The organism is Dysosmobacter segnis (assembly GCF_014297285.1).
Lineage (GTDB): Bacteria > Bacillota > Clostridia > Oscillospirales > Oscillospiraceae > Oscillibacter > Oscillibacter segnis.
In genome coordinates, this window is sequence record NZ_JACOQI010000001.1 from 419,775 (window position 1) to 436,398 (window position 16,624).

The 16,624-nt window shown below is 57.3% G+C and carries 16 protein-coding genes; 14 read left to right on the forward strand and 2 right to left on the reverse strand.

Features of this window, described 5'->3' with window-relative positions:
• Positions 1-31: 31 nt before the first annotated feature.
• From H8Z83_RS02110 to H8Z83_RS02120, 3 genes are read left to right on the forward strand one after another with little or no spacing between them, the layout of a single operon-like run.
• Positions 32-736: a hypothetical protein gene (locus H8Z83_RS02110; protein WP_187013522.1), complete on the forward strand. Its 705-nt coding sequence runs from the start codon at positions 32-34 to the stop codon at positions 734-736.
• Entirely contained in the window at positions 736-1,713 is a 978-nt protein-coding gene (locus tag H8Z83_RS02115) for a DUF4314 domain-containing protein (protein WP_187013561.1), read from the forward strand. Before H8Z83_RS02110 ends, H8Z83_RS02115 begins: the two co-directional genes overlap by 1 nt.
• On the forward strand, positions 1,706-2,902 hold the full coding sequence (locus H8Z83_RS02120) for an antirestriction protein ArdA (RefSeq protein ID WP_187013523.1): 1,197 nt from the start codon (positions 1,706-1,708) through the stop codon (positions 2,900-2,902). Before H8Z83_RS02115 ends, H8Z83_RS02120 begins: the two co-directional genes overlap by 8 nt.
• Before the next feature lie 34 nt (positions 2,903-2,936).
• Here the strand turns inward: H8Z83_RS02120 and H8Z83_RS02125 are convergent, their stop codons facing one another.
• Together H8Z83_RS02125 and H8Z83_RS02130 are read right to left on the reverse strand one after the other, a co-directional pair.
• Positions 2,937-3,170, reverse strand: a complete 234-nt coding sequence (locus H8Z83_RS02125) for a sporulation initiation factor Spo0A (RefSeq protein WP_187013524.1) — start codon at positions 3,168-3,170, stop codon at positions 2,937-2,939.
• A 131-nt stretch (positions 3,171-3,301) separates the two neighbouring features.
• On the reverse strand, positions 3,302-3,625 hold the full coding sequence (locus tag H8Z83_RS02130) for a helix-turn-helix domain-containing protein (protein WP_187013525.1): 324 nt from the start codon (positions 3,623-3,625) through the stop codon (positions 3,302-3,304).
• 214 nt (positions 3,626-3,839) lie between these two features.
• On the opposite strand from H8Z83_RS02130, the gene H8Z83_RS02135 reads away from it, so the two are divergent.
• The 11 genes from H8Z83_RS02135 (at position 3,840) to H8Z83_RS02185 (ending at position 16,572) form a co-directional block, all read left to right on the forward strand.
• The gene (locus tag H8Z83_RS02135; RefSeq protein WP_187013526.1) at positions 3,840-4,148 is read left to right on the forward strand and encodes a hypothetical protein; all 309 of its coding nucleotides are present in this window, start codon (positions 3,840-3,842) and stop codon (positions 4,146-4,148) included.
• A complete protein-coding gene (locus H8Z83_RS02140; protein ID WP_243184678.1) occupies positions 4,145-5,107 on the forward strand; it encodes a DNA adenine methylase in 963 nt (320 codons plus the stop codon). Before H8Z83_RS02135 ends, H8Z83_RS02140 begins: the two co-directional genes overlap by 4 nt.
• 29 nt (positions 5,108-5,136) lie before the next feature.
• On the forward strand, positions 5,137-5,658 hold the full coding sequence (locus H8Z83_RS02145) for a hypothetical protein (protein WP_187013527.1): 522 nt from the start codon (positions 5,137-5,139) through the stop codon (positions 5,656-5,658).
• Positions 5,655-6,386: a DUF3849 domain-containing protein gene (locus tag H8Z83_RS02150; RefSeq protein WP_187013528.1), complete on the forward strand. Its 732-nt coding sequence runs from the start codon at positions 5,655-5,657 to the stop codon at positions 6,384-6,386. Before H8Z83_RS02145 ends, H8Z83_RS02150 begins: the two co-directional genes overlap by 4 nt.
• Before the next feature lie 13 nt (positions 6,387-6,399).
• Positions 6,400-7,020 (forward strand): hypothetical protein, encoded by a 621-nt coding sequence (locus H8Z83_RS02155; RefSeq protein ID WP_187013529.1) that lies wholly within the window; start codon positions 6,400-6,402, stop codon positions 7,018-7,020.
• Between the two features lie 4 nt (positions 7,021-7,024).
• The gene (locus tag H8Z83_RS02160; RefSeq protein ID WP_187013530.1) at positions 7,025-7,942 is read left to right on the forward strand and encodes a cell wall anchor protein; all 918 of its coding nucleotides are present in this window, start codon (positions 7,025-7,027) and stop codon (positions 7,940-7,942) included.
• The gene (locus tag H8Z83_RS02165) at positions 7,939-8,721 is read left to right on the forward strand and encodes a class D sortase (RefSeq protein WP_187013531.1); all 783 of its coding nucleotides are present in this window, start codon (positions 7,939-7,941) and stop codon (positions 8,719-8,721) included. The genes H8Z83_RS02160 and H8Z83_RS02165 overlap by 4 nt, the downstream gene beginning before the upstream one ends.
• A 113-nt stretch (positions 8,722-8,834) precedes the next feature.
• Positions 8,835-9,803: a CAP domain-containing protein gene (locus H8Z83_RS02170; protein WP_187013532.1), complete on the forward strand. Its 969-nt coding sequence runs from the start codon at positions 8,835-8,837 to the stop codon at positions 9,801-9,803.
• Positions 9,804-9,908: 105 nt separating this feature from the next.
• Positions 9,909-15,194 (forward strand): MSCRAMM family protein, encoded by a 5,286-nt coding sequence (locus tag H8Z83_RS02175; protein ID WP_187013533.1) that lies wholly within the window; start codon positions 9,909-9,911, stop codon positions 15,192-15,194.
• 64 nt (positions 15,195-15,258) lie between these two features.
• Positions 15,259-15,594, forward strand: coding sequence for a DUF3852 domain-containing protein (locus H8Z83_RS02180; RefSeq protein WP_187013534.1), 336 nt, complete (start codon positions 15,259-15,261; stop codon positions 15,592-15,594).
• 81 nt (positions 15,595-15,675) lie between these two features.
• Positions 15,676-16,572, forward strand: a complete 897-nt coding sequence (locus H8Z83_RS02185; RefSeq protein WP_187013563.1) for a conjugal transfer protein TrbL family protein — start codon at positions 15,676-15,678, stop codon at positions 16,570-16,572.
• Positions 16,573-16,624: the final 52 nt, after the last annotated feature.

Genomic DNA, 16,624 nt, shown 5'->3' on the forward strand with positions numbered 1-16,624 from the left:
CCAAATTCTACACCGAAAGGAGATCTTAACCTTGAAAGATGCAACACAATTTCATATCCGACCTGCCCGCCCGGAGGAAGCGGGCTTATTTTATACCCCGCACCCCGAAGAAGATAAGCGGCTGGGTACCGTTGGTCATGTCCGCATGGACTTCGGGCGCAGTGGCAACGAGTTCTGGCATACCTGGTGGCCCCGCGGCCCGGAGGAGCTGAACAGCCCCGCGTTCAAACTGGAACTGCAGGAGGTCGTGGACACGCTGCGGGAGAGTGTGCTGAAAAATCGCTTCGCCATGGAGCGTTTCTGCTATGACCACGGCGGGAAAATCGACGGCGGCTATGTACAGAACTACGGCTACATCGTGGAAACGGAGCGCTACCGCTACTGCCTGCGCTGTAATCCGTCTCCGGGCGATTATAACTGCTACTGTACGGCCTATGATCTGGATGTCCAGCGGCAGAATATGGCGCGGGACAAGCCGCTGGTAGGCCGCGTCACCTATGCCAACGGCGATGCACAGGAATTTACCGATGCCGAAGCCTTTCTCAAGTGTGTGCGGGAGGAATTGCCGTATCACCCCACCACAGGCTTCCGTTACGAGGTGCTGACCGACGATCCCAGCGTCCGCAAGCAGGTGGATGACATGATCTTCGACTTCTACGGCGAGGAGAATCCCCGCCAGTTGGAGAAATATCAAAAAACGCCCAAACAGGGCATGACAATGGGAGGTATAAAGTGATGGACAGAAAAATGGTGAATTTTATCAAGGAGCAGTATCCCCCCGGCACCCGCATCCGGCTCAATTCGATGGAGGACCCTTATCATCCCATTCTTCCCGGCACGGAGGGCGAAGTAGACTTTGTGGACAATGAGGGGCAAATTTTTATGAAGTGGGACAATGGCCGCACGCTGCCGCTCATCCCCGGCGAGGACAGCTTCACCGTGCTGCCGCCCAAGCTGACCACCCTCAAGCTGTATATGCCCTTGACCGCCGATCTCTACGAGCGAAACGAGTACGGCGAATTTGATGACAGCAGCACACTTCTGGAGGGCAGTGAGCTGCGGGGCTATCAGGATCAGATCACGGCGGCGCTGGTGAAAAACCGGATGCCGGAGGAGGCGGAGCGCGGCATCATGCATTGGTATGATGAAGCCGACAGCGTTGACCGCAAGGTGCGCTCCGCCGTCTTCATCGTAGAGGAACGTGACCGGCAGCTCTGGGGCGTGGCGGAATGCCGCGTCGCCGGAAAATTGTCGGATACCGAAATGGATACTTTGAAAGAGTTTATCACCGGACAGGCTTCTGATGGCTGGTGCGAGGGGTTTGAGCAGCGGGAGATTTCCGTGGATGACGGCGGTGAATTGTATGTCCACTTTTGGAATTCGGACGAGTGGAGCATCCAAACGGAGCAGGAGCTTTTCTCCCCCAAGCTGGCGGAGGGTCTGCCGGAGTTGTGCTTCTCCACGCTCCCCGGCACCGGCGAGCTCATCTGCATCAAGCGCGGTGAGAGCGGCTACTACCACAGTGATTGGAACACCAACGATCCCACGCATAACCGTGAGATAGCGGACTACAACAACGAGCGGCTCGGCGTTACCCCCGCGCAGGAAAAAGCTATGAAAACGGGTTCCATGTTCGGCTGGAACATCCCCGGCGCGGACCCGAAAGTCTATGAGCAGAACGGGCTGAAAATGGGAGGGATGACCCTTGGATAAGAAGATATTCGAGGTATATCTTGCAAAAGAAGGCATACCCAACAACGAGGCGTATGCCAAGCTGGACTTGCCTGCCTCACCGTGGGAACTGTGGGATGCGCTGGACAAGGTACGCCTTCAGACAGATGACATCCTGTACATGGAGATCGAAGACTACGATGCCTTTGAGTATCTCTCGCCCCATTTGGACGGGTTGGACATCAGCCTCAACGAACTGAACGACCTTGCCGCACTGCTGTCGGCGCTGGACGAGGTGCAGGAGGTTGCCTTTGAGGGATTGTTTTCCATAGAGGTGCAGAGAAAAGTAAACGCCAACGGCGGCGTCATCACGCTGCAGGATCTGCGGGATCTGGCGGTCAGCGCAAAAACAGACTGCTATCATGTGGTGGATGCCGCGGATGACGCCCAGCTTGGCCGCTTCTACGCGGAAAATGAATTTATCCCCGAACTGGACGGCGTATCCAACGAGGTATTCGAGATGCTGGACTTCGCCGGCATTGGAAGAATGATGCGATGCAGTGAAAACGGCGTTTTTGTGAACAGTCTGTATGTGCTGCGGGATGGCGAACTGACAACTGCGCCGCCTGTCCAAAAGGCGCTGCCGGGAAAGCCGGGATACCTCTTTCGGCTCACGCTTGGATTGCATCCCGACATTGGCGATGCGCGCACGGTGACACTGGATCTTCCCGCAGCAGAGGCGGAGCTGCTGGACGCGCAGGAACAGCTCGGCACCCTGAATTGGGAAAACACTGTTGTCCTCAACTATGACGGCATTCTGCCCAACGCCGCCTTCTTTGCGGATCTGCCCATGGAGCTGGAGGAATTTAACGCCTTCACCAAGGCCGCGCGGGACACTCCGAGATCTGAGCTGTCAAAGCTGAAGGCTCTGCTGGAGCAGTTCGAGGTACGGGACATCGAAACCGCCCTGTTCCTAACGGAGCATCTGGCGGACTACATCCTCACGCCAGAGATCAGTTCACCGCAGGAAGCGGCGCTGGATCAGCTTTGTTTCATCATGGACCGTGAAGAAGCCGTTCGGCTGATCCCGTATGTGAACCTCTACACCTACGGCTGCGACCTCATCAAGGAGGACAACGCTGTCCTCTCACCCTACGGTCTGCTGCACCGTGCGGACTATCAGCCCATGCTGTCACCAATGCAGGAAACACAGAAAATGGAGATGAAATAACACCGCCTTGACCCGTAAAACGGGCAAGAAACTTTCAGCACTCCCCTTCCCGGCATCGCATCGCGGCATAGGTGATGAGATCCTCCGGCGTGAGGACGTTTCCATCACATGGGATCTCACCCCAGATTTTCCGCGTGGCAGGGTCAGGGCTACACATTGCCATCGCCATAGCCAGACGGATCTCCCTGCGCACCTCTTCCACGGTGGTATGGTGTCTGCAGGCTACTTCCAGCAGAGCTGCTTCGGCACGAACATTCATTTGTTTCATATTGTTCACTCCTTGTTTTTAGAACGATTATCGTTCTTATGGAACTACAATACCACAGGAGTCTACGGGAAATATGTCGAACGCAGTCGAAAAAAACAGAGGTCTGCAAAAAGCAAACCTCTGTCGTAGTGTTACTGGAATTCGGTGATCAACGCCTCCAGCACATTCATCACCTTACGCTGCCCGTCCGGGGAAAGCGTCTTCAAACGCTCGGAGAGCTCCGTGGCTCGGAGCATCGTCGCCGCGTTCAAACTGTCCTGAAGAAGCTCGTCTGTCCCAACATTGAGCACGTTGGCAATGGCAACCAGCTTTTCCAGCTTTGGCGGCTTCACGCCCCGCTCTACAACGCTCACATGATCCACGCTATAATCCACAGCGGCAGCAAGATCTTCCTGCGTCATGCCGACTCGCTCGCGAGCGGCCTTGATCCGTTTACCCAATGCGACCTGATCCATACGCAATCTCCTTTTGAACGGTATCCGTTCTTAAATTATATGGGAGATGGCGTTTGTTTCACAGGAGCACACGGGGCGATTACCGTTCCGTAAGAACGGAACATTCAGAAAAACAATCACACTTAGGGGCCGTATTCCCGGAGGGGGAAAGCGGCCCCTTCTTTTTTGCGCATTGTCCCTTCCTCCGGGAGTACAACCCCGGAAAGGAGCAAAAATGCGAGAAGAAAAATTATTGAGTTATCTGAAAGGAGCATGTACCGGGCGAAGGTACAGTGCGAGCAGCGCTGCGCTGGAAGCGGCTATAGGGATTAGCGGAACAGATCTTCGAAAACTTGTAAATCGTATGAGACGCAAGGGTGTTCCTATTGGGAGCGATCGATGCGGATACTTCTACGCGGCGACTGCCGGTGAAGTCTACTCCACGATTCAGCAGCTTCAAAACATGGAAAATGGACTTGCGGCAGCAAGACGCGGATTAGAGCGGTCACTGGATGCTTTTCCTTTGAAAGAAGGTGCATCTTGAACAGCTTTATCCCCTGGGTAGGCGGCAAGGGCAAGCTGCTGTGGATCATCAACAAGCTGATGCCGGACCACTATAAGCGTTTCATCGATGTATTCGGCGGCAGCGGCACAGTGACAATGAGCCGTCCTATCCAGCGGGGCTGTATGGAGGTCTACAATGACTACAACGGAAATCTAACGAACCTCTTCTGCTGCGTGAAAAACCGTACCATGGCGCTCTTAGCGGAATTGGGGTTCCTGCCGCTGAACACACGGGATGACTTCAACGTCCTCTATAAATTTTTCTCAAAGGATGAGATCACGGATGATTATCTGCAGGAGGAAATGGATCTGACTGAGGTATTCTTAGATCCTCCCGACGCGGAAGCCATCCGTGCCCTCATGTTGGAACGCGCGCCACGCGGAGATATTCGACGTGCCGCGGATTACTTCAAGCTGGTGCGATACAGTTTCAGCGGCGGCGCCAAGTCCTTTGGCGGTAAGCCCTGCGATATCCGCCGCTTCTTCCATCTGATTTGGGAGTGCTCCCGCAGGCTGGCCAATGTTGTCATTGAGAATAAGGACTTTGAGGAGCTGATTCGCCAATATGACAGGAAGAATGCCGTACTTTACTGCGATCCGCCCTACTATATGGCAGAGGGCTGCTATCCGGTAGAGTTTCCGCTGAAGGATCACCAGCGGCTTCACGATGTGCTCATCGGGAGTGAGGGGTACTTTATTGTTTCGTATAACTATCAGGAATACATTTGCGATCTCTATCAAGATGGCTGCTTTATTTTCCGGACCTCGCGCCCAAATAGTATGTCGCAAAAGGCAGGAAGTGAATATGAGGAAATCATCATCACGAACTATGATCCCCGTAAGGCTTGCTGGCAGCTCTCCTTGGAAAACCTGCTGGGCGGTGACGGCGATACCCGCTATGAGATGATCCACGAGCCAAAGTGCCCATTGAAATGTTAAACAAATCAAAAAAAGAGGAGGCAAACATCATGAAATTCCATTTGAACCATGACCCCGCAAACAAGACCCTTACCATCCCCCGCGCCGCGCTGCAGCTCTCCGACCTTGCAGATGTCAGCGACCTGATCCTCCATACCGACAGCGGCTGTGTTCTGCTGCTGCCGGGAGATCCCACCGTGGCAGAGCTGCTGAAAACCATTTCTCTGCTTTCCACCGTAACGCCGCAGCTGATCTCCCGTCTGGCGGAGCGAAGCCAGATGGCGATGGAGACCGGAATGACGGAAACGGCGTGCGGCGCCTGTGAACGCAAACCCCAATGCTCCGGCCTTGAAATTCCACCCTGTCAGCTGGCGGAGGCGGGGATCTCGCCCACTGCCGCGCTGGAGTCCTTTGTAGAGGAGGGCAGAATCATCGTGCAGGCAGCGGAGAAAACCGCCGCGGATGTGCTCATCGACGAGCTGGACGATGATGTTCGCACCATGCTGGAGGATTCCGGTGTGCGGATGGAGGGAGTATGCCGCCTGCTGGAAAAGGAGGAGATCTCAGAATGAATGACACCTATCTCTACCCCTATTCCTCCGCCGAGGCGAGAGATCGGGACGAGCTTCCTCTCTGGCGGGAGAGCCACAAGGCGAACATCGCCTGCCGCAACACCATCGAGGACGCCATCCGTCAGAATTTCGACGGAATGCATCTGGACAAGGACTGTATCACGCCGGTGCTGGAGGAATACGGCTACAAGCGCACCGCGTGGGTGCTTGCCAACACCCTGCACGAGCTCAAGTGGGACGGGCGCTTCGGACATGCCAACAAGCAGTGGGCGGAGCGCGTCTGTATCCCCAAAGACATCAACCGCAACAGCGACTTTGTTGTCCGAAGCCATCCGGCCGTGCTGGATGGCTTCGTCACTTTCTACCGCAAAGCGGTGCAGGCGTTAAATCTGTTTGGCGCGGAGCACTGCGTTGGTGACCGCGCGAAGCAGGACTTCACCGGCAAGGTGCTGGTGCTGTCGCCGGAGGCGCTGCGGGAGCAGTATTGGGGGCAGGAAAACCAGCTCTGGTATGCTCGGAGCGGTTTTGGCTGCGAGCCGCATTCCAGTGGTCGAGCAGTCTTTGCCACCTGCCTCTCGGACGGTGAAACAGCCAGATGGAACCGGGAGGATTTCATCGGCGTACTGGATGACAAGTTCCTGCCCGACTGGGCGCGGGAAAAACTGGAGGAGATGATGACACAGGAACAGACGGACGCCCCCACTATGGGCGGTATGAAAATGAAGTGAGGAGGATATTTGCATGAGCATGACCTATTACACCGTGGACGATCTCCGCCCCGGAAGACCCGGCTGGGGTGTGAAACGTTTTTCCGCGTTGAATGATGCGATCTCCCATTACCGGTCTCTCCCTATGGATGGGGCCCGCGTCCTCGGCATGGCGGATGATGCCCACGCCTATGAGCTCATCCGCTGTGTGCGTCTTTTCCCCGGCGATGCCCAGGGCGAGGATGTGCTGGCGGCAGATCACTGGCACGGCGGCTTGACGAAAAAGAACGCTGCCCTGAAAGACGCGCTGGATGTTTGCTTGGAAAGCCTGCGTCCCCGCTTTCTGCTGGAGCCGGAGCGCCTGATCCCCGTTCCCCAGCGCAAGAAGCTGCGGAAAGAACTGCGGGAGGCCCTTCTCTGGCAGGGCTATGAGGAAAACTATGAGTCTGCCATCCGCTCCGTCTTTGTGGGCGGCGTTGGCTGGCTCTCGCCCCAGGATGTGAAAAAGCAGCGGCAGCTTCCTCTGGTGCTGCGCTATCGGGTGGACGGCATGACGAAGGATGGGGCCTACCTCTCCTTAGAAGTGGAGCCTTGGGAATATGACCTCCTGCTGGAGCAGACAAGAGATCACTATAAAATGAAGAAAAGAGGATAACAACATGAAACGAATGCTTTCCCTTTGCGCCGCGGCGCTGTGCCTGACCTTGACGCTGACGCCCACCGCGCTGGCGGCGGACTTTGAGCCTGCGGTACCGAACGCCAAGGTCTGCTACCCCACCGCCATCGTTCGCGGTGACGATGGCACGGAACTGAAAAAGATCTATGATCTGAGCCCCGAAGACGATCCTGCCGGTATCCCCCGCTCGGACTTCCGTCAGGACGGCTTTCACTACACCCTGACGGACCTTCTGAAGCAGGAACTTCCGGAAAATGAGAGCCGCCAGCACACGGAGCACATTTCCGTTGAAAGTGCCAAAAAAGATATGGAATCTGTATTGGCGCTGCTGCCGCAGGAGCGGGAATTCATCACGGATGACGGGCTTATGGGAACCCTGACACTCCGACTTGATACCGTGCAGGTGGAGCCGTCCGGCTACGGCAGCTCCACCAAGGAAATCACCACCAAGCGCAGCTATCCTAACCTTGCCGAGCAGGATACGCAGTATCTTCCCAAAACCATTACGGAAAACGGCAAGACCCTGACGCTCACGGACATCCAGTGGCAGACGGACAATACCGCCAATCTGGACGGCTACGCCGTGGCGGATCGCTACACGGCCGTTGCCACCTATTCCGGCAGTGCCACCAGCAGCTATGTCAAGGGCTACACCGTCACGGCGGACTACGCTGGGACCGTCAGCCGGATTGCCTTGAACCGAGTCCGCTATGTTGCCATCTTTGAGGGAACGCCCATCCAGCCCACGGAGCCTGCGGAGACACCCGCCACAGCGTCCGCGTTCCGTTGGTCTTATGTGCTCATCCCCATCGGTGTCGTGGCTGCGGCAGGTGCGTGTGTCGGCGGCGCACTGCTGGTGAAGCACAGAAAAGAAAACGCGGATGAGGAGGATACAGAATGAAAAAGATTTTGACTTTCGCGCTTGCCGTCAGTATGATGGCATCCCTTGCGGCCAGTGCCTCGGCGCTGGAATACAGCATTGCCCCTCCGAAGGACTTTGACTTTGGCAGGGATACATCTATTGAGGTCATCCACACGGCGGATGGCGGCGCTACGAAAAACGCCGACATGAGCAAAAACGCCGCGCTCATTCCGCCTGCATTTGGCTCGGAGAGCATGAACGCCCTCCACGCCGGCGAGTACCTCACGCCCAACCTTGCCCCCGGCGGTATTCCCGCGTCCGGCGCGGTCATTGGCGGCAGCGCCATCGGCGTTGTCACACCCGGCAGCACGGTGAATGGCGGCAGCGGCTATCAGCCCGCCGTGCTGTTCACGGAGGTGACAAGCGACCTCTACTACAAAAAAGGCTCCCTCGGCAGGCTGGAGATCCCCGCGCTGGATCTGAGCGTCCGCATTTATCAGGGAACGGACAGCAAGATGCTTGCCAAGGGCGTCGGGCACTTTGAGGACACCTCCATCTGGAACGGCAACGTCTGCCTCGCCGCCCATAACCGCGGCGCCAACAGCTACTTCGGCCAGATCCACACGCTGGACATCGGAGACAAAATTACCCTGACCACCAAGCTGGGCACCCGTACTTACAAGGTAACGGATGTTTTCAAGGTCAGCGAGACAGACCGCAGTGGTCTTGCGGACTCCGGCGAAAATATGCTGACGCTCTACACCTGCGTCCGCAACCAGCGGGACCAGCGGTGGTGTGTCACCGCAGCGGAGGTCTGAATCTTTCTCCCTTTTGCCGAATCAGTTCTGTTCGACTTCTGCCCCTTACTTGTGATATGGTGAAGCTGCGAAGAAGATTTTCACACATACACAGTTAGAATGGAGGCAGAAAGATGAACGAGAGCAAAAATGTGAGAAAGAATGTCAGTATGATGCTCACCGGCATGGTGATCGGCGCGGCACTGACCGGCGGCTCTATCGCGGTCGCGGCCGGGATCACGGCGGAACCTACCTGGCAGCCCATCTTTGTGGATGGTCAACAGGTGGAAATGGAAGCCTACAACATTGCGGGACACAACTATGTGAAGCTGCGGGACATGGGCGAACAGGTCGGTTTCAATGTGTATTGGAACGCCGGAGTCCAAATCGACACCGGGCATCCATACACGGGGATCGCCCCTGCCGCATCCGGTATCCGCGTCAGCAGCTACAAGGGCAGCACCCTCCGCCCCGGAGACCGCAGCGGCTTGAATATCAGTCCCAGTGAGGAAATAAAAAGCGTGGTCTCCACACGGCCCGACATCATCCGCGTTGAAAATACCTCCGGCTTCTGGACCGCTATCGCGGTCAGCAGCGGCACAGCCGATGTGGTCGTGACCGATCAGCATGGCAAAACCGCCGCTTTAACGCTGACAGTGGCCGATGGCAAACAGAGCGCAAGCGTCCCGGAATCCGGCGCCAGTCAGACAGACGCGGCACGGCAGGAGATCGTCCGGCTGGTCAACCAGGTGCGCCGGGAAAACGGTGTGTCGGAGCTGACGGTCAACGCGGCTCTGATGGACGCGGCGCAGCATTGCGCGTCCCTGCGTGTCACATACCACCAGAATAAGGTGGAGTGCGAGACGGTTGCGGCTGCTGGGTATCCCCATGGATTTGGATCGAACATCACCGCATTCGCAAATGTGCCCGCCTCTGAGATCGCAGGGCGGGCGGTAGAGAATTGGCGGAATTCTCCCGGCCACTTCCAGACGATGATAAACCCTGATTGCGACACCATCGGCGTTGGGATCTCAACTGATGAGGGCGGAACGATCTGCTTCCTGTTCGCCGGTGATCCCAACGCGCACAATCCCTACGCATAACCTACGCATAACACAATATGCTCACATGGCCTTCCAGCATTGCCGGAAGGCCATTTTTTATGAGCAAATCTTATGAGCAAATCTAAAAAGAAAGGTCAAATAACGATGAAAAAGACATGGCATTCATTGAAAAATCGCGTGACCGCGATGCTGCTGGCCCTGATCTGCGTCCTCGGCCTGCTCCCCACTGCCGCGCTTGCGGCGGGGGCCGACACCATCAAGCTGGAGCGGTTCGGCATGAGCGGTGTTTCCTATCAGTCTGCCAGCCTTGGCAGATGCACAATGCACCAGATGTATTACGGCGTGGCCGGAAAGACCTCCGTGGGCTTCTGCGGGACGAAGGGCGGCGGCATGGGCACCTCCCTGATCGGACAGACCTGGGGCGATCCGAAGCCCGTCACCGATCCCACCGTTAAAATGATGATGGCCTATTACTACGCCCACTCTCTCGGCATCTTCACGGACAAGGCCCACGCCCTTGGCGTGGATGACATCTGGGATTCCGGTTATAGCTGGTACATGAACGCCTGGGTGCAGGCAATCGTGTGGCGGTATAAGGACGGCTCCCTGGGTGATCCCGCCACTGCCTGTGCGGAGGAATTGATGTACGTCTGGAACTCGCTGAAGGGCGCAAGTTATACCAGCATCGACCAGACCTGCGACGGCGCCACATTCCGGGACCGGGCGAAATATATCCTGGATCTTGGCAAGCAGGATGTTTGGGGCGATTGCGCCGTAAAAGAGTATTCCTTCACCGGCGCGGGCTCTGCCGCCCACCCCGCCAGCACCGTCCAGAGCGTTATGATCGGCAGTCTTACCGTCACAAACGAGCAGTACAAGCTGGTGATCAAGAAGGTGGACGCCACCAACCCCACCAAGGGCCTTGCCGGAGCGCGGTTCCATGTGGAATCCACCAACGGCTCCTTCTCCAGGGACATCGTCACCGGCGCGGATGGCACCTATACCGTCTCTCCCTTGGACGCCGGAACCTACGCTGTAACGGAAACGGTGGCTCCGAACGGCTACGAGATCGACAACGCGGGGCCTGAATATGTGGTCCTGCCGAACAGCGGCAGCAGCACCGTGACGATCACCTTTACGGATACCCCCACCGTCACCGCCAGCGGCAAGATCCGCAAGGTGGACGCGGACGATCCCACCAGAGGTCTCGCGGGCGCGGTCATCAAGATCACCGGCGTGGATAACAATTTCACCGGCACCTATACCACCGGAGCGGGCGGCGCACTCACGGATGTGCCTTGGGATACCATGCCCATCGGCAGCTATGTGGCGGAAGAAGTGACGCCGCCCAACGGCTACTCTCTGAGCAAGGACGCCGGCAAAGTCCGTCAGGAATTCTATTGGGACGGCAAAAGGGACGTATCTCTCGTTTTTGAGAATGACGCGAAGGTAAAGATCCAGCTCATCAAGCTGAACGACGCCAACAGCCCCCTCCCCGGTGCGGTATTCCACGTCCTCCGGGACGGGCAGCTGGTCGGCACGGAGGTCACAGACGCGTCCGGCAGGATCACCGTCCCCCACGTGACGGAGGGGATGTACGCCTTTGTGGAGGTCAGCGCTCCCGCCCCCTACGCCAAGCTGACCGCCCCCGTCTGCGCCCATGTGGATCAGGCTACCGTCAATAGCGGCGGCACTGTGACCGTAACGGCGAAGGATTTGAAACTCCCGAATCTGACCATCCAGAAGCTGGATAAGCAGACCAAGCAGCCCATCCCCGGCACGGTTTTTGAGATCAAGGGCATCCATTACGGCTATCATCAGGACGTCACCACCGGGCCGGACGGCAAGGCGGTTCTCACCGCGATCCCTGTTGACAGCTATGAGGTAAAGGAAACATCCGTCCCTGACCCCTATGTGGTGGGCGGCGAGATGATCCAGACCATTTACCTCGGCCCCGGTGACGATCAAAACCTCGTATTTGAAAACCTGAAAATGCCCCGGCTGACCGTCACCAAAATCGACGCGGAGGATTCCAAGCCCATCCCCGGCACCGTGTTCACCGTGGAGGGCATCGACAGTGATTTCTCCGCCGATTGGACCACCGGTGAGGACGGCACGGTGACTGACCGCGTGGCCCCCGGCAGTTACAAAATTACAGAAAAGTCTGTTCCCGCTCCGTACTACCTGCCCAGCAAAAACGCCGACCGGGAGCAGACCGTCAGCCTGAACGCCGGTGACGAGGTGAATGTCACTTTCAAGAATCGGAAAATGCCCCAGCTCACCATCTACAAGGAGGACAGCGTGGCGGGCGCGCCTGTGGAGGGAGCCAAGTTCCACATCACCTACACCAGCAGCGGCGAATCCGCCGAGGCTCCCGGCACCATCGATTACGGAAATATCCTCACAGATGCCAAGGGCGAGATCCGGCTCCATGAGCAGGGCAAGCAGCTCTATCCCGGCGAGTACACCGTGACAGAAGTGGAACCCGCTCCCGGCTTCCAGATGAAGGAACCCTCCACCCAGAAGATCATCCTCCACGGCAGCGAGAGCAAGACCCTGACCTTCCAGAATACCCCGCTGAACGCCATTGTTGTCGAGAAGTACGACAGTGTGACCCATGAGGCGCTCCCCGGCTGCGCCTTCCAGCTGCGGTTTTTGGGCGGCACCTCCGGCACCGGCGGCACGACCATTGGGCAGAAGGTCACTGGCAAGAACGGCACCGCCATCTGGACGGGGCTGAAAAGCGGCACCTATATCGTGGAGGAGGTTGACCCTGCTGATGGGTACAGCATCATCAACGCCTCGGAAACGATCTATCTGGCGGACAGCGGTGAGCAGAGTGTGGTCACTGTCCGTTTTGACAACGCCCCGGACGGCATTCTCCTGATCCGCAAGGTCTGTTCCGTAAACCCCAGCGTGACTCTCGCCAACGCGGAATTCAAGATCACCTACGCGGACGGTGCGCTGATTGGGGACAGCAACGGCATCTTCCGGACGGATGAGCACGGCGAGATCCGTATCCCCGGCCTGAAACCCGGCAAGAGCGTCATTGTGACGGAAACGAAGGCTCCAGACGGCTATATCATTGATACCCAATCCCAGACCGTTCAGATCAAGGAAGGCCGCACGGTCAGCCTGACCTTCAAGAACCAGCCCAAGGGCAAGCTCATCATCCAGAAGCGGGACAGTGCCACCGGTCAGCCCCTTCCCGGCGCGGAGTTCCGGGTGACCACTGCCGCTGGCTGTGAGGTGGGGCTGGACGGCGTGATCGGCACCGCGACCCTGACGCAGAACGGCATCTTTACCACGGATGGGCAGGGCGAGATCACGATCACCAATCTGGCCCCCGGTGCTTATGTCATCAACGAGATCAAGGCCCCAACAGGGTATGTGATGGATCGTGTGTCCACAAACGTGGTCATCGGCAAAAACGGCGATACGCAGACGGTCATCGTGAAAAACTCCAAGGCCGGAACCCTGGTGATCGACAAGCGGGACGCCCTCACTGGGAAGCCTTTGCAGGGCGTGACCTTCAAGGTGACGACCTCTACCGGCGAGTTTGTACCCGCTGAAAACGGACAGATCAGCAGCAACGGCCTGTACTTCACCGACAAGGACGGCAAAATCACCATCCATGGTGTGGTAGGGACGCTGGTGGTGACGGAAACGGCCACCATTCCCGGTTACACCATCGACGAGGCCAGCCGCACCCAGACCGTGGTAGTCAATCCCAATGACACACAGACACTGCACTTCACCAACACGCCCAGCACCACCCTTGTGATTGAAAAGTATATCGAGGGCACCACAACGCCGCTGAAGGGCGTGACCTTCCTTGTGACCGACAGCAGCGGCGCTGTTGTGGGCAGAAGCAACGGAGAGTTCATCACCGATGAACATGGCCGCATCGTTATCCATGATCTGGAACCCGGCACCACCGTTACGGTGCGGGAGGTCAAGACCGTGGATGGCTTTGTGCTGGACGGCGCGCCGAAATCTATTCTCATCAAGGCGGGTGAGGTACAGACCCTTCGCTTTTATAATGTCCGCGCGGGCGGGCTTACCGTCATTAAAAAGGACGAAAAAACCGGAGAGCGCATCCCCGGCGTCCAGTTTGAGATCCGGAAAATGGATGGCGAGATCGTTGGTGCCTACACCACCGATGAAAACGGCGTGATCCATCTCCCCAAAGCGGAAAACGACTGGTACACCGTGACGGAGCTGAAGGCCGCCGAGGGCTACCGTCTGGATGATACGCCCCACCGGATCGAGGTCAGGGATGGACAGACCGCCACGCTGGAGATCACCAACAAGGCCATCTCCGGCATCCTGATCCACAAGGTCAACGCCGTCACCGGCGAGGGCATCCCCGGCGTGTCCTTTATTCTCTATGACAGCGGCAACAACCCCATCGCGCAGGAAACCAGCGATGACCGCGGTTATGTCCGCTTTGAAAACCTGACCGCTGGCCGTTTTTATCTGCGTGAGCTTGAAAATGAGGGATACATCCCCGACACGCAGAAAAAGACCGTGTATGTAAAGTCCGGCGAAACCACGGAAATCGAATGGAAGAATACGCCCATCACCGGACAGATCCAAGTGACGAAGGTCAGCGCCGACTACAACTCTATGAACGGCTGGCCCGCTGGGACGCCCATCCCCAACACCGTCTTTGAAATCTACAACGCCCGTACCAATCGGCTGGTGGATACGATCAAGACGGATAAAAACGGCTTGGCTGTGAGTAAACCCCTGCCTTTGGCGCGGTATAAGATCGTGGAATCCAAGGCGGCGGAATTTTACGGGCTGGATAAAACGCCCATTGAGGTGGAGATCGAGTACGCCGGTCAGATCGTCAAGGCAAGCATGACCAACAAGAGCCTGTCTACCAACGTTTCCATCAAGAAAACCGGCTATGTGGAGGTCATGCCGGGGCAGCTCGTCCGCTACAACTTCACCGGTATTGCCAACAATTCCACCACGGCGCTGGAATCCTTCTACTGGCGCGATACCCTGCCCGTCAAGGCGGTTCGGCTCCAGACCATCTACACCGGCACGTGGAATACCCCTGGAAATTATAAGATCGTGTATCGCACGAATCTCGGTGGAGAGAGCTGGCGCACACTGGCGGATAATCTGAACACATCCAAAAACTATGTGCTGGACGCCTCTCCCGCGGCACTGGGGCTTGCCGCCAACGAGTATGTGACGGAGTTCATGGCATCGTTCGGCATTGTCCCCGCCAACTTCCGGCAGGTGGAGGCCCCCCGCGTGGACTGCAAGGCCCTTGCCAAGCTCACCGGCGGTACGCAGTTCGTCAACACGTCGGACGCGGGCGGCGTCTACAACGGGCAGTGGATCATGGCGACCTCCCGCTGGGTCACCCGTGTTTACGCCCCCAGCAAGCCCCTGCCCCGCACCGGTTATTAAGAGCTAACAACAACGGATGCCGCTCCGCAAGGGGCGGCATCCCCAAATTAAGGAGGTTAAGATCTTGAAACACAAAAAAATCATGATTTTGGCGTTGGCGCTCCTGCTCCTGACCGCGCTCTGCTGCACCTCCGCCCTTGCCGCGGGCGGCGATGTGGCAGGCGCAGTGGAGCAGACATGGAAGGAGGCGGCCAAACAGATCAAGGCTGTGGTGGAGAAGGTGGTGTTCCCGGCGCTGGATATGATCCTCGCCATCGCGTTCTTTGTAAAACTTGGCGGCGCGTATTTTGACTACCGCCAGCGAGGTCAATTTGAGTGGACCGGCCCCGCTATCCTCTTTGCCTGCCTGATTTTCAGCCTGGTTGCACCGAAATACATCTGGAATATCATTGGGATCTAAGCAGCACAAAATGAAACAGACTGTTCGAGGCCGTCGCCCACCTGGGCGGCGGCTTTCTGCATTTTGAGGAGGTGACCAGAAATATTTATTTGGGATTTTGTCGCCGCGACAGTCCTGGATCAGTTGGTAGATTGGTTCTACGGGCAGATCGTGGGCTTTCTCGGCAACTTCTTTGCCCTCATGGGCAATATGGGCGTGGAGCTGTTCGAGCTGGAATGGGTCAGCGCCATCGTCCTCTTTTTCTCACGCCTCGCGTGGGCGTTATTTACGGTCAGCGTAGTGGTCTGCGCCTTTGAGTGCGGCATCGAATACTCCACCGGCAGGGGCAATCTCCAGCAGTGCGGGATGAATATCATCAAGGGCTTTCTGGCGGTGAGCCTGTTCACCGTTGTCCCCGTCCGGCTCTATGCCTTATCGGTGTCGCTGCAGGGAACTTTTTCCGCGGGACTTACCGGCTACGGACGAAGCATCGGTGAGGTGGGACAGGACATCATAACGGAGCTCAGCGAGATCCAGACGCTCTCGGACGTGGTAAACAGTTCTCACTTCGGTCTCGGCATCATCACCAGCCCCATTATGCTCCTCTTTTGCGTGATCCTCATGGGCTACGCGGTGCTGAAGGTGTTTTTCGCCAACCTGAAACGCGGGGGCATCCTGCTCATCCAGATCGCGGTGGGCAGCCTTTATATGTTCAGCGTCCCACGGGGCTATCTGGACGGCTTTATGGGCTGGATGCGGCAGGTCATCGGCTTGTGCCTGACGGCCTTCCTCCAGTCCACCATCCTCATTGCGGGACTCATGGTGTTCAAGGACCACGCACTGATGGGCGTGGGGCTTATGCTCTCGGCGGGAGAGGTGCCCCGTATCGCCGGCAGCTTCGGCTTGGACACCACGACAAAGGCCAATATTACGAGCGCCGTTTATACGGCGCAGGCTGCCGTCAACACCACCCGAACCATCGCCGCGGCGATCAAATGAAAGGGTGATGATATGACCTGGTTAACACAAATCACCATGGGCAGCCTGTTCG